We start from the raw sequence: 21,943 nt of genomic DNA on the forward strand, positions 1-21,943 counted from the left end.
CACTGCCGAACCAAGGCGGCAGCTGCTACTGCGGATCCTCCCGCAGCGGAACTTCCCGGCCCTCTCGGAACCATTCCGTTCCACCGCGTCGTAGATCGGCGAATCCCACCCGGTCCGCCGCATGGTCAGGGATTCGGGTGGCTGGGGACCGGGCGCAGGGTGGGGTGGGGGGTGAGGGTGAGGTAGAGGCCTGCGGCTGCGTGGTCGGGGGTGGTGGGCAGGGGGAGCATGTGGCTGGTTCCGTGTCCGCCGAGGCCGTTGGGGTGGTGGCCGTTGAGGGGGCTTTGGAGTTTTTCGTAGAGGAGGTCGAGGGAGTGTTCCTGGGCGTCGTGGAGGTCTTCGGTGCCGGTGATGATGTTGAGGAATGACTCGTGGAGGCGTAGTCCTTGCTGGTCGCGGTGGGTGAGCTGTTGGGCTCGGCGGAAGTAGGTGTCGCGGCCGTCGTGGATGCGGTAGAAGGCGCCGACGAGGATGAGGAGGCGTTCGTAGGCGCGTTGGTAGGTGGTCTGGTAGAAGCGGCGTGCGGTGGTCTCGTCGGTTTCGCCGCGTAGGACGGTGGCGATGGCTGCGGCGCTGAGGAGACCGCTGTACATCGCCAGGTGCACGCCGGTGGACAGCAGCGGGTCAAGGAAGCAGGCCGCGTCGCCGGCGAGGTAGTAGCCGGGGCCGCAGAACGCGTCGCTGGTGTAGGAGTAGTCGCTCTCGACCTTGACGACGGACACCTGCTGGGCGCTGTGCAGTATGCGGGCGAGGAGCGGGCTTCGGGCGAGCGCATCGTGGTAGACGGCGTCGACGGATCCCAAGTGGCCCTTGGCCTGGTTGAAGGAGCGTTTGTCGGTGACCAGGCCGACGCTGAGCGTGCCGTCATGGAGGGGTATGGCCCACAGCCAGCCGGCGTCCGGCAGAGAGAAGACCCCGATCGCTCCCTCAGGTCCGGGCAGGGGTGTGCTGCTTTGCCAGTACCCCCAGGCGGCGACGTTGCGGAAGACGTCGTGCACGCGTCGCGTGCCCAGTTGCCGGGCGCCCAGTATTCCTGCCCGGCCTGTGGCGTCGATGAGGTGGGTGAAGTCGATTTCGCCGTTCCGGCCGTCGTTGGCGGACCAGGACGCGCTGGTGGCGTGGCCTGCCGGCATGGCGATGTGCCGGACCCGGGTCTCCTGGCGCACGTCTGCTCCCTGGCGGCGGGCGTGCTGCAGGAGGAGGTCGTCGAATTCGGAGCGGACGACCTGGAAGCTGTGGGTCGCCGGTCGGCCGGGGTCGTCGAAGCGCAAGGCCCACTCCTGGCCTCCCCAGCCGTAGAAGGCACCGCTTTTACGGACGAATCCGTACCGTTCGACGGCCTCGCGAGCGCCCAGGATGTCCAGGACGGGCAGGAGCGACGGGAGCAGGGACTCCCCGATGTGGTAGCGGGGGAAACGCTCCCGCTCGAGCAGGACGACGTCGAAGCCCTGCTGTGCCAGCACGGTGGCCGCCGTCGAGCCGGCGGGGCCGCCCCCGGCGATCAGTACCTGCGTCTGTTCCCGCACGTCCCACTCCCCTTTTAGTGTGAGAGATGTCGGCTTTGCGCTCTGCCTCGGTCTTACCTGCCGTGACAGCATGATGACCATGACGAGTACAGGGCGTACGTCTTCCGGTGGGCAAGCACTGCTCCCCGGCCACGGCCGGAAACGGACGGTCGCGGGCGCGCAACCCTTGTTGACGGTGGGAGCGGAGGAGGAACTTCTCCTGGTCGACCCTGTGTCGCGGGCGGTGAGCGCGCAGGCGGACGCGGTGGTGGCCGAGGCCGCCGGTGAGCTCGGCGCTCGTGTGGGGCCGGAGCTGACGCGCTACCAGGTCGAGGTGCGGACCGAACCACATACCAGCCTTGCGGAGTTTGCCGAGCAGGTCCGTTCCACGCGCCAGGCGGTCGTACGTGCCGCCGCCCGCCATGGTCTGCGCGTCATCTCCAGCGGCAGCCCCATCCTCGGCCAGGTCTTCCCGCCGCCGCTGACCGCCGGCCCCCGCTACACGTTGAGCGCCGAAACGTTCGGGGCCCTGGACGACGAGCAGTGCGCCTGCGCCTGCCACATCCACGTGGGCGTGCCCGACCTCGCGACGGCACTGCAGATCAGCAACCGGCTTCGGCCCTGGCTCCCGGCGCTGATCGCGCTCACCGGCAACTCACCGTTCTGGGCGGGGCGGGACACCGGATACGCCAGCTGGCGCACGACGACCTGGGGACGGTGGCCCGTCGCCGGACCTCCCCCCTTCTTCGAGTCCCCTTCCCATTTCGAAGACCTCGTCGCCGGCTTCATCGCCACCGGCAGCGTCATGGACCGCGGCGGCCTGTACTGGGACATCCGGCCCTCCCACCACGTACCCACACTCGAATTCCGCGTCGCCGACGCGATGGCCACCCCGGGTGAGACCGTGCTCCTCGCCGGCCTCATCAGGGCGATGGCCGCCTCCGCCCTGCAAGCCACCACCGCCGGCGACCCGGTACTGCGGCCCGGCCCCGAAGTACTGCGCGCCGCCTGCTGGCGGGCAGCCCGCGACGGCCTCGCCGGGCAAAGCATCGACCTGGCCACCGGCCTGCTCTCCCCCGCCGTCGACCAGGTCGACCGACTCCTCTCGTGGGTGCAGCCCGCCCTCCACGGCCACGGCGACACCGAAGTGGTGAACACGCTCTGGGCACGGCTGCGCTTGGCCGGCAACGGCGCCGAACGGCAACGCGCCGCCTACCGACGCCGATTCCGCCTCACCGACGTCGTCGACCATCTCATCTCCACGACCGACGCATCGGACTGAGAACTCCCGACCACTCCGCAGACCGCCCGGCCCGACAGGCACAGTCGCACGGAATGTCGCCACACAGCCCCTCCGCGGCGTCCCCCGGCTCCACCAGCTCAGCACGCCCGGTCACCAAGCGAGGGGCGAGGCTCACGCGGCCGTCGGAGATCACCGGACAATCCATCAAGAAGGCTGGAGCGTTGACGCACCGTCACGCCAAGATCACTACGAGTCGGCAGAGAGTCGGCCCAGGGAGGGGCACAGCCATGTCTGAAAGCGCCTGGGAACCGGCCGACGCCAACTTGGACGAGATCATCACGGCGTGCTACGACACCGGCGAGCCGGCGCCCCCTCGCGTACAACGGTCCTGGTCGTAGACCTCCCGGCGCATGCCAGCCGGGGCGCACCCCCAAACGCCCACCGTGCGGCCCCTCTCGAGGCGTGCCGGAGCACATCCCCAGGGCGTGCACCCCCGTGTCTAACGAAGGTCGATCGGCTTCTGCAGCTGGTTGAGCTGACCATCGGTGACCCAGTGAAGGGAACCCCGCATGCGTCTTCGCCGCAGCCTCGGGGCCACCCTCGGCGCTCTGGCCCTGGGCGTGGCCCTGCCCGCCACAGCCGACGCAACCCTCGGCTACGCCACCTGCCAGTACGGCGACCCCGCCCAGAAGGGGCAGCTCGACGCCCCGGATTCGCGTGAGTGCATCGAGGTGCCCGAAGTCGGCCCCGGCCAGAGCACGGACGCCTGGGAGTTCGAGAACAACACCTTCGCGGAAGCCTGCCTCTTCCCCGAGGCCGGCTGCCAGGGCGAGCGCACCCAGGTACCCAAAGGCGAGAAGGCCACAGCCGACCTCAAGCTCCGGTCCGTGCACTTCCACGACGAGGCCTGACGCACTGGTCCGGCCGCGCGAGCAGGCTCCGTCGGCGGAGCCTGCTCGCGCGGCCGACGCGGGGGTGATCGCCCATGCGGGGAGCGTCACGAACGCAGCCCAAGCACTCACCTTCGAAGGGATCCACCTCCGCGAACGGCAAGCCCAGCGTCATTTCGTAACCACGTTCGGCCTTGATCGTTGGCGGGGCATGAACCACATGAAGCGTGTCCTTGCAGCGGCGGCCCTTGCCGGGGCCGCCCTGTCCATGACCGGCACGGCCCAGGCCGCCGAGCCCCGTAACGAAAACTCCAGCTTCCTCCACCCGTTGCATGACGGCTATCACAGCGAGGGAGACGGCATGGGAAGCGAGCAGGACTACCTCGACCACCTGGCAGGCCTGTGAGCGGAGGACTGTACGAGGGGCTCGTTCGTGTAGGACCTGGGTCGGCCTGCCACTGACGGCCACCGCCACAGTGTCCGCTCAGGCACGCGCCCTCACTGCGCACATCGTGGTGACAGTGCAGGCCGCCACCAGGTGGTGGCGCCCCGTGCTGGGGTCGCCGGAGGCGCCCGCCCAGGCGGGCCGCCGGACGACGGTCGAGGCCGTCGGCCGGCTCAAAGCGTGTTCACTCAGGCTGCGGGTTCGACAGGTTGTTGACCAGGTCGGCCAGGGCCCCCGGGTCACCCGTCTTCACGAGGTGGCGGTTCGAGGACTCGTGACCGCCACCGCTGTCCCCGTCCGTACCGTCGGCGCCGAAGCCGAGCGATGAGCTGCCTTGCCCGATGGCGCCCTTGGCGGCGCCGGGGGTGTCGTCGGCTGAGGCGGGAACCGCGGCCAGGAGCAGAGCCGCGACAGCGAGTGTGGAGGAAGCCAGGATCTTCATGCCCGGCCAACGAGGAAACCCGCAGCAGGATGCGCCGGTCAGCCGGCCGCAACCGAGCCCTGCCCGAACCGGGGTACGTCCTCGGCCCTGACGTCCAGGCGCAGCCGCTTGAGTCGAGCGGGTGCCGGAGGACTCCGCCCCAGCCGCTGCATGCAGCGCTACCAGCCGCCGAAATCAGCGGCACCGTGGGCCCGCGCGTCCGGGTGAGCCCCGCGTGCGCACCGCATGAGCCGGGCACAGTCTGTTCGCGCAGGGCAGCCGCAGCAGCAGATGAGACGGCGGACCTCGACCCCTTTGACACTGTTGTCGGTCGGTGGTGAGGCACGTGGCGAGGCTGCGGAAGGCTTCGTTGACGTCGTCGCGCCGTTCCCATCGGATACGGAGCAGGCGGAGGCCGGAACCAACCGCCCTCAGGGTCGTTGAAAAGCCGCCTCAGACTCGGCGGACGCCCAAGCGCACCGCGCTCTGGTCCGGGCCCAGGGGCACGTGCCGGTCGAGCAGGGCGGGCAGGTCCCGGCGGCGCGCGAGGGCGGCCACCTGGTCCGGGTGGACGTCGGAGAACTCGACGTCCCCGCCGAGGCGGACCAGCGGGCCGGCTCCAGCGAGGTGGCCGACCGCCGCAGCGGTCACCCTCGGCCGGCACCGCAACGGCGCCCCCAGAGCCTCCGTCAGCCGGTCCGCCGCCACCCCGGCCCCGATCGGGCCCCGCAGCGCAGCCCGGACCGCCTCCGGGTCGGCAGCCTCCACCACCGCCCGTGACCACAGCCCCGGACCGGCGTCAGCGGCCGGGACCAGGCCCGAGCCGGCGGCCCACCGCCAGGCCGCCAGGGGCACCCGCAGCCGGCCCGCAGCCTGGTTCTCGTCGTATTGCTCCCGCACCGAACGCGCCATGAATCGCACTCCGATCACACATCGGCGGCCCGTCGGTCGGGCCGGTGCTGGAAAGATGACGAAATGTTCCGTTTGTTTTCAATAGCCATGGTTTCAGGGCGAGTTCGGGGCACCCCATGCAAGCCGCCTACGCGTACGCGAGGGCAGAGTCCACTCCTGCGGGGGACACGAAGCGGGGGCTGCCACCCATCGGTGACGAGCTCGTACCCGCGTAAAGGCCGCCATCAGGACGGCCCAGCGCGACGGGACACCGCTGACCACCGCAGCAGTCGCCCGGGCAGCCAGTGTCGACCGGACCTTCCTCTACCGCCACCGCGATCTCCTCGATGCCCTCCACACCGCCGCATACGAACCCGCTACCGCAGCCGGGAGCGCGTCGACCGTCACCCGGGCCTCGCTGCAAGCCGACCTCGCCAACGCGAGCGCACGCAGCGCCCGTCTGGCCGCCCGCGTCCGGCAGCTCGAAGAACGCCTGTCGAAAGCGCTTGGCGAGGAAATCTGGAGCACCTCCGGCCTGGGGCCACCCACCGATGTCGCCGAACTCGCCAAGAGCATCACCCGCCTCGAACAACGAAACGTCGAACTGACCCAGGCATTGGAGGAACGGCAGGCCGAGCTCGACGCCGCCCGGTCCGCGAACCGTGACCTGACCCGGGCCCTGAACCAGCCTAGGTAGCCAGAAGACCGTGTGAGGGTGGGCTGATTCTGACGCAACCGTCACTGGTATGCGGTCACCATGCGGCGATGACCGGGGCGTCGGGTTCGTGCTGACGCCAAGCCTCATTGAGGCGCGCAAGTCGACCCGCAGCGGCGATACCGCGCACGGCTGCGATCTTGTCTTCGGTGACATCGAACGTCACGGCGCCCAGGACCTGGTCGCCGAGGACGAAGAGGACGGCGGGGGCGCCGTTGACGACCGCATAGTGGATGGCGGGCGCGCCGCCGGCAAGGCGCCGCTTCGCGGGCGTGGGCTTGAAGCCGCCCCGCATGACGGCGGCTACGCGCTGCGGAGTGTCGTACCGCAGGAGCTTCTCGGCCAGGCCGGCGCCGTCGGAGATCGCGATCACGTCGTCGGTGAGCAGCGCCACCAGGCGGTCGGTGCGGCCCGAGGTGGCAGCGGTCAGGAATTCCTCGATGATCCTGCGGGCGGATGCCGGGTCGACTTCGCTGCCGCCGCGGCGGCGCGTGGCGGTGATGCGGGTCCGGGCGCGGTGGAGGTGCTGCTGGCTTGCGGACTCGGTGATGTCGAGGATCTCGGCGATCTCTGCGTGGCCGTAGGAAAACGCTTCGCGCAGAATGTAGACGGCCCGCTCTACGGGTGACAGGCGCTCCAGGACGGTCAGCATGGCCAAGGAGACCGATTCGCGCTGTTCGAAGGTGTCGGCCGGGCCGAGCATCGGGTCGCCGTCGAGGAGCAGTTCGGGGAACCATGCACCGGCGGTGCGTTCGCGGCGGGCCTGTGCCGAGCGGAGTCGGTCGAGGCACAGGTTGGTGACGACCTTGGTCAGCCATGCTTCCGGGACCTTGATCTGCTGCCGGTCGGCGGCCTGCCAGTGCAAGAACGCGTCCTGCACGGCGTCTTGGGCATCGGCGGCGGAACCCAGCAGACGGTATGCCAGCGAGGCCAGCCGGTTCCGACTGGCCACGAACCGACTGGTGTCGAAGCGATCACTGACGGTTTCCATGTGGATCACCCTAGGCGGCTACGCGACCGCCTTGTTGACGGGGGCATCCTGCGCGTACGGGGCCGCGTTCGTGGCGGACGCAGCCTGCGTGGTGGCCAGGTGACGCTTGCGCTTGGGCATGCAGAAGGTGGGGTGCGAGTTGGTCCACAGCGACATCTTGAGGATGCCCGCCTTGATCCGTGCGGCATTCCGGCCGCCCATGTGCTTCGGCTTTGGCTGCCCTTCGTGGTCGACCATCTGCAGGATCCCGTCCTGGCGACCGAGGCTGATGTGGTTGCCCGGGTAGTCCAGCTTGACGTGTCCGATCTTGCTGCCGGTCAGGCGTCCCACGATGGCCTTCATGGCCTGCATGCCGGTGTAGCCGGCCGTGGCGCAGGACATCGGCAACGGCCGGCCGTTGTCGCCGATGGCGTAGACGCTGTCGCCGGCGGCGTAGATGTTCGGGTGCGAGAGCGAGCGCATGGTGCGGTCGACGACGATCCGGCCGTTGTCGGTGACCTCCAACCCCGCGGCGGCGGCGATCGGGTTGACCGCGAACCCTGCCGTCCACACCGTGGCGTCGGACGCCAGGGCGGTGCCGTCGGCGCACAGGACCCGTGTCGCTTCGACGGATTCGACGCTGGTGTGCTCCAGGACGGTAATGCCCAGCCGGTCGCAGGCCAGACGCAGGTGGTCGCGGGCTCCGGTGGAGAGCTGGGCGCCCAACTCTCCGCGGGCGACCAGCGTCACCGACAGGCCGGGACGGGATTCGGCGATCTCGGTTGCGGTCTCGATGCCGGTCAACCCGTCACCGACGACCAGCACGCTCCCGTCTTCCCGAAGTCCGTCCAGACGCTCGCGCAGGCGCAGCGCCGAGGGCCGGGCGGCGACATCGAAGGCGTGCTCGGCCACACCGGGAATACTCCGGTCGTCACCGTGGCTGCCGAGCGCGTAGAGAAGCGTGTCGTAGCCGAGCTCCTCGGCGCCGCCGTCGGCGCCGGCCACCGCGACGACCTGGCGCTCGGGGTCGACAGCGGTGACACGAGCCAGGCACAGTTGGATCCCCGTGCCCGCGAAGATGTCGGCGAGCTTCTGGGTTTCGATCTCCTGGCCGGCCGCGACCTGGTGGAGCCGCAGCCGCTCGACGAAGTAGGGCACGGCGTTCACCACGGTGATCTCGGCGTCGGCCGGGGACAGCCGGCGGGCCAAGTTCCCCGCCACGTAGGTTCCGGCATAGCCGGCACCGAGGACAACGATGCGGTGCTTCATGTGATGCTCCTGTCGGTTCGATCCGCTGGGCTCTCGATGACTTGAGCGGGACAGCGACTCGATTCCTGACAGGAACCAAATGTGACGTGAGTCACAGGTCGGTAAAGGTATCGGTGTCGCCTCGCAAAACGCCACCACGGCCGCCACCGTGACGGCGTGCGCCTGGCCCGGCCTTACGTGGGAGCCGACGGTCAGAGCCGATCCACGGCCGCCGGAGCTCCCAGCATCACCCTCGAGATCGGTAGGCGCACCCGCGCTTGGCGTCCGTTCGGCAGGCGAGCCTTCGCGGTGAGCCGGCTCAGCGGCGGCAACGAGTCCTGGCAGCTAGGGGCTGCCACCCGGATCGCCGACACGTTCGCTCGCGCTCGATTCCTCGGGCGCCGCCTGACGAAGTGGCTCGACCGTTTTCAGTTCCTGTGCCTCGCCGTTGGTTCGTGGAGCTTGATCTACGAGCCCTCCGGGGTCGGTGGGCAAGTCGGCTCTGCGGGCTTCCTGATGCTGGTTGCTGCATACCAAATCGACAAATACCTGACCCGAACGATCTTGCTGAATGAGCCGAAAGGCATGCAGGGCTTCGTTGCCCGAAGGAGTGCAAACCATCGTGTGACGGGCGGCAGTCAGCGAGAAGTCCTCCTCTTCGTCATGAGCGTCTTGGGCGCGGTCGCCGGAGTGATCGGCACGATCGTTGGGATCGTCACCTATCTCTTCCCGCGCGGCTGAGGACGCTGGTGCCGGTGCCCTGTCGGGCCAGTTCGGCCCGCGGCCGCTCGTTGTCGAGCGTCGTGGCGAGCAGCGCATTGGAAGCGAGCTTCACCATCTCCTCGGACCGCACGTCCATCACCACGACCGGTGCGTCGATCCCGGCATGCAGATCCGACACCAGCGCAGCAGCCTGCGGGTTGTCGGAGCCGATGGCTATCCGGTCCGGGTTCATGAAGTCCGACACCGCCCGACCTTCTGTCGGCGTACACGTGAAGACGAGTACGCCGACAACAGGCACCTCAGGAGCACGAGCATCCCGAACACGGCGGGCTCGGGCGGAGCCAGATCATGACACTGATCGGCTGCCGACCGCATCATCGAGCGACGCGGCCGCAATCAGCCGCTCGACGAACGTCTGGAAGTCCGCGGCCAGCGGGAGCTCCGTGTTGCCGTCCACGTCGAACCACGTCACGGACGGCTCCCCGCGCTCTCCGCATGTCCGGTAGTCGAGGGCGATCCAGCAGTGACCATCACCGGAGAGCAGAACCAGAGGAGACGGAAGACCCCACTCCTCAACCAGGTAACCCGAGTCCAGCAACGACGGCTGGCCGTCGTGACGGCCGATGCCCATCATGTCGTCGAGCGGAACGTGGTCCTCGCTCCACGACGTCGGCACATCGGTCGGGAACGCGTTCCACGCCTCCGCCACCAGGCCGCCGTTCTGGACCCGCAGGATCTCCAGCAACGAGGCCGGCAGACGCACACCGAGCCGGCGCTCGGCATCCTGAACGACCGCGTCGCTCAGCGGTGGCTGAACCCCATACAGGCCCTCGCCCCAGAACGTCGCCTTAACCTCATCAAACCGAACCACAAACGCATCCTAAGGACCTCACAGCCGGGCTTGACGATCTATAGGAGCTTCAAGCTAGCGGTCCGCTACGAGGCGACCGTCCTCATAGCGGCCATCGGCGAATGGCTGTGACCAGCACACATCAAGCGCGTCGGAAACAAGCCCGCAGGCGTGGAGGTGCTCTCACTCCACGGCAGCATCGAGGAGAATCTGCGCCAGCTCGCGCGGCTGGGAGAACATCGGCCAATGGCCGGTGTCCATCTTGACCAGCCGCCAGCGCTTGCTGTTCAGCAGCTCGGCCACATCTTCGTCGGGCTCGGCGTCGTCTGGCTCGGCCCCCGGCATCACGCACAGGATGTATGTCGCCGGAAGTTCACCGAGCGGCCCCGCCAGCACAGCGGGCTCGGTCAGCGAGGCACCTGGGTGAGGCGTCGAGCCACGCACGAGGCGTGCGATCTGCTCATCGGTGAGACCTTCGCCATCGTAATGAGCAGCTGGCGCGAGCGGCCAAAACCCTCCGTTCTCGGCGATCGATGCCTCCACTGCAGCCCCGCCGTCCGGCCAGGCGGAAGCAAACGACTCGCCGTCAGTTGGAACACTTGAGTCGACGAACACCACGCGGGACAGTCGGTCACCGATCCGCTCCGCGGCCTGACCGACCGGGATGCCCGAATAGCTGTGACCCACCAGGACTACGTCACGCAGACCCTGGCGTTCCACCTCGGCAACGATGTCCTGGACGTGAGTCGCTTGCCCCGCCGGTACACCCCGCTTGTCAGCAAGACCGGACAGCGTCAACGGATGGACGCCGTGACCAGCCGCACGCAGATACGGCACCACCTCGCCCCACGCCCACGCCCCGAGCCGTGCACCTGCAACCAGCACGAAATTCACCATGCCCGCACCGTAGCCGGGCAGCCTGACGATCTCCTAGAAAATACTTTCGATACATGCCCCTGCGCGGCGCCCGGCAATTCCTGCAACACACCGGCGAAACACCCCAACCGGTAGTCCCATGAACGAGCGGCCAGGCCCCCGCGCCGACAAGCACCACCGGCAGAGCCCGCACCGCGCAGTGCGATCCGCTGCCCGCCACGCTTCTCAACAGCGTGGCGTCCCTGGCCTGCGGCGAACCAGCCGCAGAAGGTTTGATCCCCGGCCGGTGATCGCAGACGCCACCGCAATTCATGCAAACCGGCCCCTTCAGGGTCGGCCGCATCACTAGACTCAACGCCTCGACCCGACATCGGATTGAGGCACCCGCACGTGATCCAGAACCCGGCATCGCGCCCTCTCCTCCTGATCGGCGGCGGTGCCGGATCCGGCAAGACCTCGCTCGCCCGCGCCCTGGCGGACAACATCCCCGGCGCGGGCCTGGTGCATCTCGACCTCTGCTACCACCAGGACGTCGACCTCGCCCCGAGCACCCCCCGCCTCGACGGACAGCCCGGCCACGCCATCGACTTCAGTGATCCGCAGGCACTCGGCCCCGCCCGGGTCAAAGCCGCCCTCGACATGCACGCCGGGGCGCCGCTGGTCGTCGTGGAGGGGATCTTCGCCCTCGCGCTCCCCGAGCTCAGAGAACAGGCGAGCTGGTCCTTCTTCGTCGATACGCCGGCGGACCTCCGTGTCGTCCGCAAGACGATCCGCAAGATCAGCGAAGGCAAAGACCCCCTGCCCGGACTCCTCGGATACGCCAACACCGTGCGCGCCTTCGACACCCACATCGAACCCACTCGTGCCCAGGCCGACATCGTCCTCGACGGCACACAGCCCATCGCCGACCTCGCCGCACAGGTGCTGAAACGCCTGAAGCCGTAGGAAGGGGGGCGGGGCTGGCTTCCTTCCATCGACCGGCCGCGCAGGGCGACGGTCACACGAGATCCCCACCCGGATACCTCGTCCTCGGTCCGCCGGATGCGCTCCGCTGCCGCCAGCACAGCAGGCGGCTCCAGGGCGGGCACGTCACCGTCCGCTCAGGCATGGAAGAGCCCCTTGCCGACAGCCTCCTGAAGGTCAGATGCCCGCTGCCGATTCCGATCTGTGCTGTCGAAGCGGGGTCCCTGCGGAACACGACCGCATCATAGGTTCCGCAACCACACCCGGCACGGATAGGACACAGTGGCGGTACGTCGCCGGCACCCAGCGCAGAAACAGCGTGTCCGGATCCTCCCGTCGGAGTCCCGCGCACGCCACCACCGGCCCGTGGAACAAGGCCGGATCCAACAGCACCGCCCGATTCCCCACCCGCTCTCGCGCCGCCTCAAGCTCAGGCGACAGGAGAGGCGCCTACCCGGCCGTCTTCACGTCACGTCGCGTTCAACGACCGTGGCGCAGTGGGACATCAACTCGCCCGCCGACTCTTGCGATTGGGGCGACGTGGGCGGACGAAGGTGTCGAGCGCGCCCACGGCCGCACGGATATGGGCCGGGCCGTGACGCAACCGCTCTCCCGCACACCACCAGGACAGCTGCCCGTCCGCCTCCCGCGGATGCATGCCCAGGCCATGCTCGGCGCACAGAGGCCACGCCTGCCACAGACACTCGGTGACGGTCTCCTGCGCGGCATCGGCGACGATCGCCAGCGCAGCGGCAGGGTCGTCCGCCGAGTCCGGGTACAGGTAGTTGCCGTGCCACTCGCCGTTGGCCAGAGCGACGTAGACGTTCTCCGGCTCGTCCGCATCGTAGGGCGGAAGGGCCAGCAGTTGCAGGGGTTCCTGCTCGGGAAGGGTCACCGCCAAGTCCCGGTTGAGGAGGGCGAGAGCCCGGTCCCACAGGGGGTACTCGCCTGGCGAGACTCGACGGGGCTCGGGGCGGTCGAAAAGAGCGCGCATGGGCACCATCCTCCGCCACGCAGCAACAGCCCCAATCGCACACCGCGTCGTCAGACCGACCTCACCGAGCAAAGCGGCAGACCGCCAGTGAGGGCCAGGAGAGGTCACCGGTGACTCACGGATCCGCCGGTGAGGTCCGAGGAAAGTCACCGGTGCACCAGTGAGGTTCGGGCCGTGCAGGGCTGTGACCTGCATTGGGGAGGTTCCGCGGCACTGTCGGTACCTCAGCGGTGAGGTACCGGACCTTCCCCGTTGTCCTTCCGTGACGCCTGATTGCGGGACCACCGGCACCAGCGGTACAAGCCAGGCGAACAGCCCCTGCCCGGTACGTCTGCCTCAGGCGGGCAGCCAGTCGGGCCACCACGGCGGCACATTGTCCGGCCCGCAGATCCCCGGGCTCGGGTAGCCGTCGAGGGTGCCCCGCGAAGCGAAGAACCAGACCACCACCGCCGCGAGGACGGCCAGCACCGCGATCGCCCGCAGCCACAGCGGCAGCCTCCGGGCCAGCACGCACGTCACCGCCGCCAGAGCCATGCAGGCCGGCACCAGGACCAGGAAGAGGAAGTTCATTTCGAACCTGCCCCCGGCATCCCAGCCCGCAGCGCAGTGGATGCGGGCGTTCGAAGCGAGAACGACCGCGGCCCAGCCAGCCACAGCACCACACAGCACCGAGACCGTCCCCAGCACCCGGTCAGCCCTGCCCACCGGTCGCAGAGAGCCCAACAACGACGACGGCGGGGCGAGCGCCGTCGCCGACGAGGGCGCGTCATCCGGCGACGCCGAAGATCGCGCGCCGTGCTCCGGGGAAGGACGGGGATCGAATTCAGTCACAGTCCCACGAGACGCGCACCGCAGGCCGGCAGTTCCCCGCACCCGGAACAAGGCTCACGCGACCGACGGCGCAGAGCGCGGTGACCTCCTCGGCCAGGTTCGCGCAGTTGCTGACCCGTGCGCCATGGCCGGGTTCGGTCAGGGCGCGGGAGAACACGACCTTGGGAGCGGCGCGCCAGATGGGGGCGAACTTCAGGTCGTGCGGGTCGACCTGCCGGGAAGTTCCCTGCCGGCACAGTCGCCCGGGCATCTCGGTGCTGGCACGGTCGCCCGGATATCACGGTCCGCCCGCAGTCGGCGCACGGGGAGATGCCCGGTGCTTCCTCGGGCCGACCGTGCACCCCGGCCGCCGGTGCACGGGCTCGGCGGGGGGGGAGCTACTGCTCCAGGCGGGACAGGTCCGGGCTCCGGGCGCCGGATGCTTCGGGAATGGTTTCACCGACGGACTCGGACTGCTCCGGGGTCAGGCGTACGGACAGGGCGGCGAGATTGTCGTCGAGGTGGGTGCGGCGGCGGGTCCCCGGGAGCGGGACGATCCGCTCGGGGCGGGCCAGGAGCCAGGCCAGGGCCAGCTGCGCGGGCGTGCAGCCGGCCTCGGCGGCGAGATCGCGCAGGCGTTGGACCAGGGTGAGGTTGGCGGCGAGGTGGGCGCCCTGGAAGCGGGGCTGGGTGTGGCGGACGTCGTCCTGGTGGAGGCCGCCGGTCGAGGTGAGGGTACCGGTGAGCAGGCCGCGTCCGAGGGGTGAGTAGGCGACGAGGGTGACGCCGAGTTGGTGGGCGGTGGGCAGGATCTCCCGTTCGAGGGCGCGGGTGAACAGGGAGTACTCGCTCTGGAGGGCGGCGACGGGTGCGGTGGTGCAGGCGCGGCGCAGGGTGTCGGAGTTGACCTCGGAGAGGCCGATGTGGCGGATCTTTCCGGCGGTGACGAGGTCCTGCATCGCGCCGACGGTGTCCTCGACGGGCACGGCGGGGTCGCGGCGGTGGAGGTAGTAGAGGTCGATGTGGTCGACGCCCAGGCGGCGCAGGGAGGCTTCGCAGGCGGCTCGGGCGTGGGCCGGGGTGGAGTCGATGCGCCGGGCGGTGGGGTCCGGGCCGCGGACGACGCCGAACTTGGTGGCGAGGAACACCTCGTGGCGGCGCCTCTTGATGGCGCGGCCGACGAGTTCCTCGTTGGTGAACGGACCGTACATGTCGGCCGTGTCGAGGTGGGTCAGACCGCGGTCGAGGGCGTGGCGGATGGTTGCGAGCGCCTCGCGCTGGTCGGCGGGCCCGTAGAAGTCGGACATGCCCATGCAGCCCAGGCCCATGGCCGGCACGAGCGGGCCTCGTGCTCCCAGTCTCCTGTGCTCCACAGGTCCGGCTCCCCTCCGCTGTCCTGAAGTGGTGCTCCCCCATGTGCCCGGGCCCCTGCGTCCTTACGCCCATGGTGGCCGACTCCTATGCTGCGCGGGTGAGTCGAGGCGGCTTTCGGCGTGAAGGGGCTCTGATGCGGCCGATGGACGGCGCTGGCACCGCGGGCTGGACCCGGTCGACCCCGCCCGCCCCCGCAGCGTTCCGGATCCCGTATACGCACGACCACGCCGCGCTTGCCGGACGGCTGCGCCGCGCGGTCGAGCACGGCCCCGGCTTCGCGGTGGTGACGGGGACGCCCGTCGCCGACCTGGCCGTCCGGGACGCGCAGTCCTTCGCCGTGGAGATGCTCGACCCGCTCGGCACCGCCCTCCTGCAGGGCCGCGGCGGTGAGGGCGAGAGGGCGTGGCTCGTCCGCGACGAGGGCGTGAGCGCCCACACCGGAGAGGGCCGCTTCCACGAGAACGCGTACACCTCGAAGTCGCGCGGGTACCTCCATCTCCACAACGACCAGGCCGTACGGCCCTTCGGACAGGATCCAGACCTGCTGGCGCTGTTCGCCCACCGCCGCGCCCGCCGGGGCGGGGCCTCCCTCCTCCTCGACGGCCGCGCCCTGTACCGGATCCTGGCCGCAGAGCACCCGCGGGCACTGGCCGAGCTAGGTAGGCCGTACCCGGTCGACCGACGCCACGTCACGCCCGCGGGCGGACCCGAAGTGATACGCGTCCCGGTGTTCGACACGGGCGGCGGGCGCCTGGTCGTACGGTGCAACGCCAAGCGCATCGAAACGGCCGCCGAACTCACCGGAGACCGCTTGCCGGCCGGCCAGCGGGCCGCCCTCGATGTCCTGAAGAACCTCCTGGCCGGGCCGTCCCTGAGGATCCGCGTCCTGCTGGACGAAGGGGACTGCCTGCTCACCGACGACCGCCGCGTCCTCCACGGCCGCACCGCCTACGAGGACCACTCCGACCCCGAGCGCCGACGTTGTCTGATCCGCCTGATGCTCCGCCGGCACCCCGACTGACCGGACCGTGCGGCCTGACCGGAACGCACGACGGTTGCCGTACGGGTTTGCGGCCCGTGGCGGCTGCGGCAGCGCCGACGCCGGGCGACGGAGCCGGTGCGCACACCCGACGTGCCCTCTGCGCCCCACCGGTGCTGCCGGCGCGCGCCTTCACCCCACGCAAGGGCCGCGGCGTTTGCCGACTCCGCTGGGCTGGATACGGTGCTGGGCAACGATCGGCGTAGGTCTATCCCCAACAGCGTCTTACCCACCATCCGCCGTAGGGCGAGGCGAAGGGGTCGGGCCAGGTCTTGGCGATGTAGAGGTCGTCGAGTGGTTTCACCAGGTGCCGCAGCTCACGCGCTGCCCGTGGTGGAAGAGCGTGCATGGCCGTTTCCAGAACTTGCCGCTCGTCGGTGGTGTAGAAGGGGTTGCACAAAGGGCAACCGCAACCGCCGGAGAGGCTACGGCTGGGGCGGTGGGCTGTTCGTGACCACTGCTGCAAGGCCTGTGCTATCGCCCCAGGCCAGAGCCGGTCGTGTTCGAGGCGGGAAACCGCTCCGGCGAGCTTGCCGGAGCCACGCGGCAACCCGGGCGTTGGTGTTCCATGCGTCTGCCGCCTCGGGTGACGTCCGGAGGCGCGGACTCGGGACGGCCGATTACGCGGCATCGTCCTTTCTGATCTTGTTGTTCACGGGGCCACGATGCCATATCCGGGGACGGCATCGCGCCCCGGATCAGCCGTCGGCCGGTGGTCTTGCCCGTGTGCCGGGGCTTGGTTCCGTGCTTGCCGACCGTGCTTGCCGACCGTGCTTGATCCCGGAGTGCAACGCCCCGAGCTCAGATGCCCGGCCGGCCCGGGCGCGGCATGCCACAGCCCGTGCAGTACTGACTTCGGCTTTTCAAGGTGACGTTGGGTGTCGAGGGTGAGGCCGGTGCCGGTGATGAAGCCGTCGAGGGTGTCGGGCCGGTATTGAAGGCGTTTGTGGCGGTTGCGGACGAGGATTTCGAGTCGGTCGAGGGCCATGACGGCGAGGTTGGCCAGGCAGCGTTTGACGTGCGCCCACACGCCTTCGACGGGGTTCAGGTCGGGCGAGTAGGCGGGCAGCAGGAACACCGTCAGCCACTCGCGTTCGGCGACGAGGTCCCGCATCCGACGGGAGACGTGGGTGTTCAGGCGGTCCCAGACCAGCACGATCGGCGCTCTGACCAGGTGATGGACGCCGTCGCTCAGCGCGATGAAGTCCCGCTCGCCCAAACTGCGACGAATGGTGGCGTGCCCCCGGCGGTCATCCGGCGGGGGCCCGCCACCTTGTCCTCCAGCAGTGGCGGGGGCTCCGTCGCACGCCGCCACCACGCTCACCTGCTCACCTGCTTGCCGCCATCGTCGAGCTCGGCGGTGAGCTGGAGCTCCCAACTACCCTGACGGGCGCTTCAGGGGCGCGGTCATCCCAGAAGGCTGCTCGGTCAGCGACGCCGGCCGCCGCCGATGCGGCGGTCGTCGGCCAGTGCGGTAAGCGGGCCGAACTCGCTGGCAAGCTGGTTCCACGTCAGAACCTCGCCACAGCGGGCCGGGAACTCCTTCGGGTTGAACTCGGGCATGGTCCAGGTGCCAGTGCCCCGGTCCCGCAGCCACAGGTCCCCGTCACCGTCGACCACAGTCGGCGGGACCGGTACGGGCTCGGCCTGATCGGTGGGCTCCCAGGTGACCCGGCCCGGGTGGGAAACGCGGCGCAGCTCGGTGGTGGCCAGCCGCGCGGCCAAGTCACGGGTGGACTCTTCGGCGTCCTTGACCGACGTGAGTCGGAATGCGTCGTCAAGTACGGGCAGGGCTGGATTCTTGCTGCGCTTTGAACTCATACGCTGACTACCTCCGGTGGGGGGCGTCACATCCGTTATGGCACCCCGTAGAGGAACACGGTATCCGAGGCGGGAGCCGGGCCGGCTACGACCACTGTCCAGGTGGAGGCGCTGGCACACCGGGCGGCGAGCTCGGCGAAGATCGGCTCCAGGTCGGGTCGAGGAACCGTTTCACCGCTACTTCGCTGCACGCCGATGACGGGCGTGAGCCGCATCGTCGTGGTCCCGCCCGGTTCAACGGCGCCCGGGCCGTCCGGGTTACCCACGAGCGTGGCGGAGTTCACGGAGGGCGGTGCGGGCCGCCCCGCCCGTCCGCTGCGGCTGAGGCCGATGTCCGGGTGCCCGCCCAGCCGGACGGTGGCGGGTGATCCCCACCCTGCCCCGCTACGTCGGGACCACCGTAGGGGCCCCAGTCAAGGCAAGCCGAAATCCCATGGAGCCCACCTGCATGGCATGGAATGATCTTGGCGACTGCTGACGAAAGGGAAGGCTGAAAACGTGTACGTACCGTCATCTGCACGAGCTCTCGATGATGACGAGCGTGAGCTCGTGGAGCTGGCACGCCGCACAATAGACGCCCATACGGACGCCGGGCCCGACGAAGACGGGATCCACACGATGGGGGCTGCGGTCATGGCCGCCGACTACCGGATGTTCGCTGGCGTGAACCTCTACCACTTCACCGGCGGACCCTGCGCCGAACTCGTGGCTCTGGGAGCCGCACGAGCCCAGGGCGCCCGCCAGATGCGCTGCATCGTTGCCGTGGGAAACCACGGGCGGGGGGTCATCGGCCCGTGCGGGCGTGATCGGCAGGTCTTCGTGGACTACTACCCCACCATGCGCGTCATCGTGCCTACGCCTGCGGGGCCCAGGTCCGTTCTCGCCGCCGACCTGATGCCGCTTACCCAGCGATGGACCCCGGAAGGCATGGCCAGTCTCGACCCATCGCTCTACCAAGACCCCGAGACGGCCGGTCCCCCGATCATCCGGTTCAACCCCCGCTACCTTGAAGACGTCCGCTCTGGCGCGAAGACCAAGACCACCCGCTTCCGGGACCCGGCCCAGCTCGGGCCAGCACGGCTGGTGTTTGAAAGCGACCCCGAAGTCGTCCTGCTGGCAGAGGTGACCGGTATCAGGCACTGCCTGGTCAGCGACCTGACCAACCAGGACGCCCAAGCCGAGGGGCTGACGACCGCAACCGAACTCCGGGAAGGCCTCAAGGGCCACTACCCAGATCTGGCGGGAACCGACGAAGTCGACGTGATCACCTTCCAGATCAACGACAAGACAGGCGCTGCTTAAACCGCGGAGGCGGGCACCAGCGAGGACTGGGCTCAAGGTGACGACGAGCAGATCTCCTCTGACGCCCGCACCTTACGGCCGAGCTTCCTCGCTCTCTGCGGCCCCTCGTCCTTGCCCAGCCGCCATGACCGTCACAGATATCCGCCCCAGCCGATTTCACAGATTTTCATCACCATCACCGGCGTAGGACCTCTTCCCCTGGCTATATCGCAGGTAGGACACCTCATGCAGCTAAGGAGTCAAGGTGTCCGGCAGGGACACCGGTCTGAAGGCGTCAAGTAAGTCATGATCACAGGGATGTGTCGGGCGTGAAGGCGTACGTCCGAAGCGGATCCAGATGTAGCTCGTGCGGACTCGGCAGGAGCGCCATCCAGCCACACCCAGGCCCCTGGGTCTCCCGATCGTACGAAGGACCGGAATCAACCCGCCAACAAGGTAAGGAGTGTCGTAGTCGGCCCGTACGGCCAAGTACCACGCTCAGTTCTCGGGCTGTCCTGGGTGGACCAGTCGGCGGCAGGAGATCCCGTTCGCTCGTCGGGTCGGTGATCCTCGGAGGATGCGTGCCGCCCGCCTGATCCGTATGGCTCTCCTGATCCAGTCGAACCCCGGCCTGACTGCGGCTGCCCTCGCTCGTGAGCTGGAGATCTCCGAGCGGACCGTGATCCGCGACGTCCAGGCGTTGCAGGAGGCCGGCGTCCCCGTCCGGTCGGAGCGGGGCCGGGTGGGCGGGTACTTCCTTGCCGCCGGATACCGGACCCGGCTCACCACGCTCCATCCGAGCGAGGCGGAGACGCTCTTCCTGTTCGGTCTGCCCTCGGCGTTGCGGGACCTGGGGCTGTCGGACGCGGCGGAAACTGCCCGGCTGAAGCTGACCGCGACCCTGCTCCCGTCGGTACGCCAGGCCGCTGAGTCCTCGGTGCGCCGCTTCCACCTCGACGCTCCCGCCTGGTTCCGCGAACCCGCCACCCCGGAACTGCTGCCGGAACTGGCCCGCGCGGTGTGGGCGGACCGGGCCGTCGAGCTGTCGTACGCGCGGCCGGGCCGGGACGGCGCACCGTCCTCTGCCGTGGCGCGGGTGGTGGAGCCGTACGGGCTCGTGCTGAAGGCCGGTACTTGGTACGCCGTGGCCCGCATCCCCGGTGAGCGGGAGGATCATGACGGCGGCTGGCGTACCTACCGGGTCGACCGGATCACTGCCCTCGGCCCCGTTCACGGAGCGGAGGAGCCGTTCGTGCGCGACTCGTCGTTCGACCTGGCCGCGCACTGGGACGCCCGCTCGGCCGCCTTCGCCCGCACCCTGCTGCGCACCACCGTCACAGTCCGGCTGACCAGCCCGGGGCTGGACCGGCTGCCGGCAGTCGTGGACGGGGCTGCCGTCGTGGACGCTCTCGCCTCGGCGAGCGCCCCGGACCCCGCCGGCCTGGTCACCGTCGACCTGCCGACGGAGTCCGAGGACGTCGCCTTCGACCAGTTGGCCCGGCTCGGCGCGGACGCCGAAGTGCTGGCCCCGGCCCGGCTGCGCGCCCGCTTCCGCGAGCGCGCGGCGGCGCTGACCGCGCTCTACCAGGCCGCCCCCGGGACAGCGTCGCCCGAGGAAGGCGAGGACCAGCGGTAGTCCTCGGCGGAGGCTTCCTTGCCGCCGTAGGTCACGTCCTCGAAGTACGCCCAGGCGTCCGGGCGGCTGCCGTCCACGTCCGTCACCCCGTACGCCCTGGCGAGTTCCCCGCTGGAGGTGGACTTGCCGTTCCACCGCTGCGCGCGGTCCTGGTCGGCGGCCAGTGCCGCGACCGCACGGGCCAGGTAGCGCGGGGACTCCGCGATCGCGAACGCCGGCTCCTGCGCGACCGCGTCGCGCCAGTTCTCCTCACTCACACCGAAGTGGGAGAGCATCTGCTCCGAGCGCAGGAAGCCCGGCGAGACCGCGACCGCCGCGCCCCCGTACGGGGCGAGCTCCTGCCCCAGCCCGAACGCGAGGCGGATCGGGGCGTTCTTCGCCAGGTCGTAGTAGATGTTCTCCCGGTAGCGGCGGTTGAAGTGCGCGGTGCCGTCGGTGACTTCCACGTGCAGCGGCGCGTCGGAGCGGATCAGCAGCGGAAGCAGCAGCGCCGCAGTGATCACATGCGAGCGCACGCCGAGCTCCAGAATCCGCAGGCCGTCAGCAAGCGGTGTCTCCCAGCTCTTCTTCCCGAACACCGAGGTGACCAGAAGGTGCTCGCCGCCCCACAGGTCGTTGACGAGGATGTCGAGCCGCCCGTACTCCCGGTCGATCCGCTCGACGAGGGCGCGTACCTGGGCTTCGTCGAGATGGTCGGTGGGAACCGCGATTCCGGTGCCGCCCGCTGCGGTGACGAGTTCGGCGGTCTCCTCGATGGTCTCGGTGGTCCGGCCGACCTCGCTGGCCCGGTCCCGGGTGGTACGGCCGGTGACGTACACGGTCGCACCGGCGCGGCCCAGCTCCACAGCCTGGGCCCGTCCCGCCCCGCGGGTAGCACCCGCCACGAGCGCGACCCGCCCCGTGAGCGGCCCCGCTGGGCCGGCCTGCACGGTGTTCTGAGTGTTCTGAGTGTTCTGGATCGTGCTGTTCTGGTTCGCCATGGCATCCATCGTTCATGCCAAAACTGACAGAACACGTCACCCTTTACCGGAGGTCCCGCGCTCGCCCCGACCACAACGCAAACACCACAGGTGGATGCAGGCATCGCCAACCTGCGGGCCGGCTAGCACGCTCAGCAGACCGACCATCGCGCTCAAGGGCCGACCGCGGCGCTCAGTCTCAATAGCTGTGACTGAGCGTCTTACTTGGCCCGTCCGGCCAAGTAGGCGTCCCCTGCAATCGCCCTAGCTACCGGTGTGATGCCGGCGA

General features: G+C 69.4%; 22 protein-coding genes and 1 pseudogene. 8 read left to right on the forward strand and 15 right to left on the reverse strand.

The features are described from left to right. Positions 1–125 precede the first annotated feature (125 nt). Positions 126–1,526, reverse strand: coding sequence for an NAD(P)/FAD-dependent oxidoreductase (locus OG764_RS00550; RefSeq protein WP_328966350.1), 1,401 nt, complete (start codon positions 1,524–1,526; stop codon positions 126–128). A gap of 175 nt (positions 1,527–1,701) precedes the next feature. Here OG764_RS00550 and OG764_RS00555 point away from each other — a divergent pair, with 175 nt between their 5' ends. The 3 genes from OG764_RS00555 to OG764_RS00565 all read left to right on the forward strand — a co-directional run bounded on the left by OG764_RS00555 (position 1,702) and on the right by OG764_RS00565 (position 4,044). Continuing rightward, positions 1,702–2,787 (forward strand): carboxylate-amine ligase, encoded by a 1,086-nt coding sequence (locus OG764_RS00555; RefSeq protein ID WP_328966351.1) that lies wholly within the window; start codon positions 1,702–1,704, stop codon positions 2,785–2,787. A 530-nt stretch (positions 2,788–3,317) separates the two neighbouring features. Continuing rightward, positions 3,318–3,659: a hypothetical protein gene (locus OG764_RS00560; RefSeq protein ID WP_328966352.1), complete on the forward strand. Its 342-nt coding sequence runs from the start codon at positions 3,318–3,320 to the stop codon at positions 3,657–3,659. Between the two features lie 190 nt (positions 3,660–3,849). After that, a complete protein-coding gene (locus tag OG764_RS00565; protein ID WP_328966353.1) occupies positions 3,850–4,044 on the forward strand; it encodes a hypothetical protein in 195 nt (64 codons plus the stop codon). Positions 4,045–4,267: 223 nt separating this feature from the next. Here OG764_RS00565 and OG764_RS00570 read toward each other — a convergent pair whose 3' ends face one another. The 4 genes from OG764_RS00570 to OG764_RS00590 form a co-directional block, all read right to left on the reverse strand. Beyond that, entirely contained in the window at positions 4,268–4,525 is a 258-nt protein-coding gene (locus tag OG764_RS00570) for a hypothetical protein (protein WP_328966354.1), read from the reverse strand. Positions 4,526–4,957: 432 nt separating this feature from the next. Next, a complete protein-coding gene (locus tag OG764_RS00580) occupies positions 4,958–5,416 on the reverse strand; it encodes a hypothetical protein (RefSeq protein ID WP_328966355.1) in 459 nt (152 codons plus the stop codon). 731 nt (positions 5,417–6,147) lie between these two features. Next, positions 6,148–7,101: a sigma-70 family RNA polymerase sigma factor gene (locus OG764_RS00585; protein WP_328966356.1), complete on the reverse strand. Its 954-nt coding sequence runs from the start codon at positions 7,099–7,101 to the stop codon at positions 6,148–6,150. A gap of 18 nt (positions 7,102–7,119) precedes the next feature. Then, complete coding sequence (locus OG764_RS00590) at positions 7,120–8,349, reverse strand: NAD(P)/FAD-dependent oxidoreductase (protein ID WP_328966357.1); 1,230 nt, start codon at positions 8,347–8,349, stop codon at positions 7,120–7,122. Positions 8,350–8,637: 288 nt separating this feature from the next. On the opposite strand from OG764_RS00590, the gene OG764_RS00595 reads away from it, so the two are divergent. Continuing rightward, positions 8,638–9,069 (forward strand): hypothetical protein, encoded by a 432-nt coding sequence (locus tag OG764_RS00595; RefSeq protein ID WP_328966358.1) that lies wholly within the window; start codon positions 8,638–8,640, stop codon positions 9,067–9,069. On the opposite strand, the gene OG764_RS00600 is transcribed toward OG764_RS00595, so the two are convergent. From OG764_RS00600 to OG764_RS00610, 3 genes are all read right to left on the reverse strand, one after another. Continuing rightward, positions 9,044–9,295 (reverse strand): hypothetical protein, encoded by a 252-nt coding sequence (locus tag OG764_RS00600; RefSeq protein ID WP_328966359.1) that lies wholly within the window; start codon positions 9,293–9,295, stop codon positions 9,044–9,046. The two genes, OG764_RS00595 and OG764_RS00600, sit on opposite strands and share 26 nt — an antisense overlap. A gap of 102 nt (positions 9,296–9,397) precedes the next feature. Continuing rightward, entirely contained in the window at positions 9,398–9,922 is a 525-nt protein-coding gene (locus tag OG764_RS00605; RefSeq protein WP_328966360.1) for an SMI1/KNR4 family protein, read from the reverse strand. A 162-nt stretch (positions 9,923–10,084) separates the two neighbouring features. Beyond that, positions 10,085–10,798, reverse strand: coding sequence for an alpha/beta fold hydrolase (locus OG764_RS00610; protein WP_328966361.1), 714 nt, complete (start codon positions 10,796–10,798; stop codon positions 10,085–10,087). Between the two features lie 369 nt (positions 10,799–11,167). Here OG764_RS00610 and OG764_RS00615 point away from each other — a divergent pair, with 369 nt between their 5' ends. After that, positions 11,168–11,722, forward strand: coding sequence for a uridine kinase family protein (locus OG764_RS00615; RefSeq protein ID WP_328966362.1), 555 nt, complete (start codon positions 11,168–11,170; stop codon positions 11,720–11,722). Between the two features lie 523 nt (positions 11,723–12,245). Here OG764_RS00615 and OG764_RS00620 read toward each other — a convergent pair. From OG764_RS00620 to OG764_RS00635, 4 genes are all read right to left on the reverse strand, one after another. After that, positions 12,246–12,734, reverse strand: coding sequence for a hypothetical protein (locus OG764_RS00620; RefSeq protein ID WP_328966363.1), 489 nt, complete (start codon positions 12,732–12,734; stop codon positions 12,246–12,248). Between the two features lie 336 nt (positions 12,735–13,070). After that, complete coding sequence (locus OG764_RS00625) at positions 13,071–13,304, reverse strand: hypothetical protein (RefSeq protein WP_328966364.1); 234 nt, start codon at positions 13,302–13,304, stop codon at positions 13,071–13,073. Between the two features lie 253 nt (positions 13,305–13,557). Further along, positions 13,558–13,815, reverse strand: a complete 258-nt coding sequence (locus OG764_RS00630; protein WP_328966365.1) for a hypothetical protein — start codon at positions 13,813–13,815, stop codon at positions 13,558–13,560. 127 nt (positions 13,816–13,942) lie between these two features. Next, on the reverse strand, positions 13,943–14,917 hold the full coding sequence (locus OG764_RS00635) for an aldo/keto reductase (protein ID WP_328966366.1): 975 nt from the start codon (positions 14,915–14,917) through the stop codon (positions 13,943–13,945). 143 nt (positions 14,918–15,060) lie between these two features. On the opposite strand from OG764_RS00635, the gene OG764_RS00640 reads away from it, so the two are divergent. Beyond that, positions 15,061–15,939 (forward strand): TauD/TfdA family dioxygenase, encoded by an 879-nt coding sequence (locus tag OG764_RS00640; protein ID WP_328966367.1) that lies wholly within the window; start codon positions 15,061–15,063, stop codon positions 15,937–15,939. An 881-nt stretch (positions 15,940–16,820) separates the two neighbouring features. On the opposite strand, the pseudogene OG764_RS00645 reads toward OG764_RS00640, so the two are convergent. Further along, positions 16,821–17,185: pseudogene (locus tag OG764_RS00645) on the reverse strand (transposase); the annotation flags it as partial. A 200-nt stretch (positions 17,186–17,385) separates the two neighbouring features. After that, positions 17,386–17,778 (reverse strand): hypothetical protein, encoded by a 393-nt coding sequence (locus tag OG764_RS00650; RefSeq protein WP_328966368.1) that lies wholly within the window; start codon positions 17,776–17,778, stop codon positions 17,386–17,388. A 549-nt stretch (positions 17,779–18,327) separates the two neighbouring features. Here OG764_RS00650 and OG764_RS00655 point away from each other — a divergent pair. Then, positions 18,328–19,080: an ASCH domain-containing protein gene (locus tag OG764_RS00655; RefSeq protein WP_328966369.1), complete on the forward strand. Its 753-nt coding sequence runs from the start codon at positions 18,328–18,330 to the stop codon at positions 19,078–19,080. Positions 19,081–19,636: 556 nt separating this feature from the next. Beyond that, positions 19,637–20,695: a helix-turn-helix transcriptional regulator gene (locus OG764_RS00660; protein WP_328966370.1), complete on the forward strand. Its 1,059-nt coding sequence runs from the start codon at positions 19,637–19,639 to the stop codon at positions 20,693–20,695. Here the strand turns inward: OG764_RS00660 and OG764_RS00665 are convergent. Beyond that, positions 20,641–21,675: an SDR family oxidoreductase gene (locus tag OG764_RS00665; protein WP_328966371.1), complete on the reverse strand. Its 1,035-nt coding sequence runs from the start codon at positions 21,673–21,675 to the stop codon at positions 20,641–20,643. The two genes, OG764_RS00660 and OG764_RS00665, sit on opposite strands and share 55 nt — an antisense overlap. Positions 21,676–21,943 lie beyond the last annotated feature (268 nt).

The sequence above is a fragment of the Streptomyces sp. NBC_00239 genome, from assembly GCF_036194065.1.
In the GTDB taxonomy this organism is placed as follows: Bacteria; Actinomycetota; Actinomycetes; order Streptomycetales; family Streptomycetaceae; genus Streptomyces.

Bases quoted from the DNA above. Each gene is read 5' to 3' on its own strand.
- OG764_RS00560 (WP_328966352.1), top strand. From the start codon at position 3,318: ATGCGTCTTCGCCGCAGCCTCGGGGCCACCCTCGGCGCTCTGGCCCTG.
- OG764_RS00565 (WP_328966353.1), top strand. From the start codon at position 3,850: ATGAACCACATGAAGCGTGTCCTTGCAGCGGCGGCCCTTGCCGGGGCC.
- OG764_RS00570 (WP_328966354.1), bottom strand. From the start codon at position 4,525: ATGAAGATCCTGGCTTCCTCCACACTCGCTGTCGCGGCTCTGCTCCTG.
- OG764_RS00580 (WP_328966355.1), bottom strand. From the start codon at position 5,416: ATGGCGCGTTCGGTGCGGGAGCAATACGACGAGAACCAGGCTGCGGGC.
- OG764_RS00585 (WP_328966356.1), bottom strand. From the start codon at position 7,101: ATGGAAACCGTCAGTGATCGCTTCGACACCAGTCGGTTCGTGGCCAGT.
- OG764_RS00590 (WP_328966357.1), bottom strand. From the start codon at position 8,349: ATGAAGCACCGCATCGTTGTCCTCGGTGCCGGCTATGCCGGAACCTAC.
- OG764_RS00610 (WP_328966361.1), bottom strand. From the start codon at position 10,798: ATGGTGAATTTCGTGCTGGTTGCAGGTGCACGGCTCGGGGCGTGGGCG.
- OG764_RS00620 (WP_328966363.1), bottom strand. From the start codon at position 12,734: ATGCGCGCTCTTTTCGACCGCCCCGAGCCCCGTCGAGTCTCGCCAGGC.
- OG764_RS00625 (WP_328966364.1), bottom strand. From the start codon at position 13,304: ATGAACTTCCTCTTCCTGGTCCTGGTGCCGGCCTGCATGGCTCTGGCG.
- OG764_RS00630 (WP_328966365.1), bottom strand. From the start codon at position 13,815: ATGCCCGGGCGACTGTGCCGGCAGGGAACTTCCCGGCAGGTCGACCCG.
- OG764_RS00640 (WP_328966367.1), top strand. From the start codon at position 15,061: ATGGACGGCGCTGGCACCGCGGGCTGGACCCGGTCGACCCCGCCCGCC.
- OG764_RS00650 (WP_328966368.1), bottom strand. From the start codon at position 17,778: ATGAGTTCAAAGCGCAGCAAGAATCCAGCCCTGCCCGTACTTGACGAC.
- OG764_RS00660 (WP_328966370.1), top strand. From the start codon at position 19,637: ATGCGTGCCGCCCGCCTGATCCGTATGGCTCTCCTGATCCAGTCGAAC.
- OG764_RS00665 (WP_328966371.1), bottom strand. From the start codon at position 21,675: ATGGCGAACCAGAACAGCACGATCCAGAACACTCAGAACACTCAGAAC.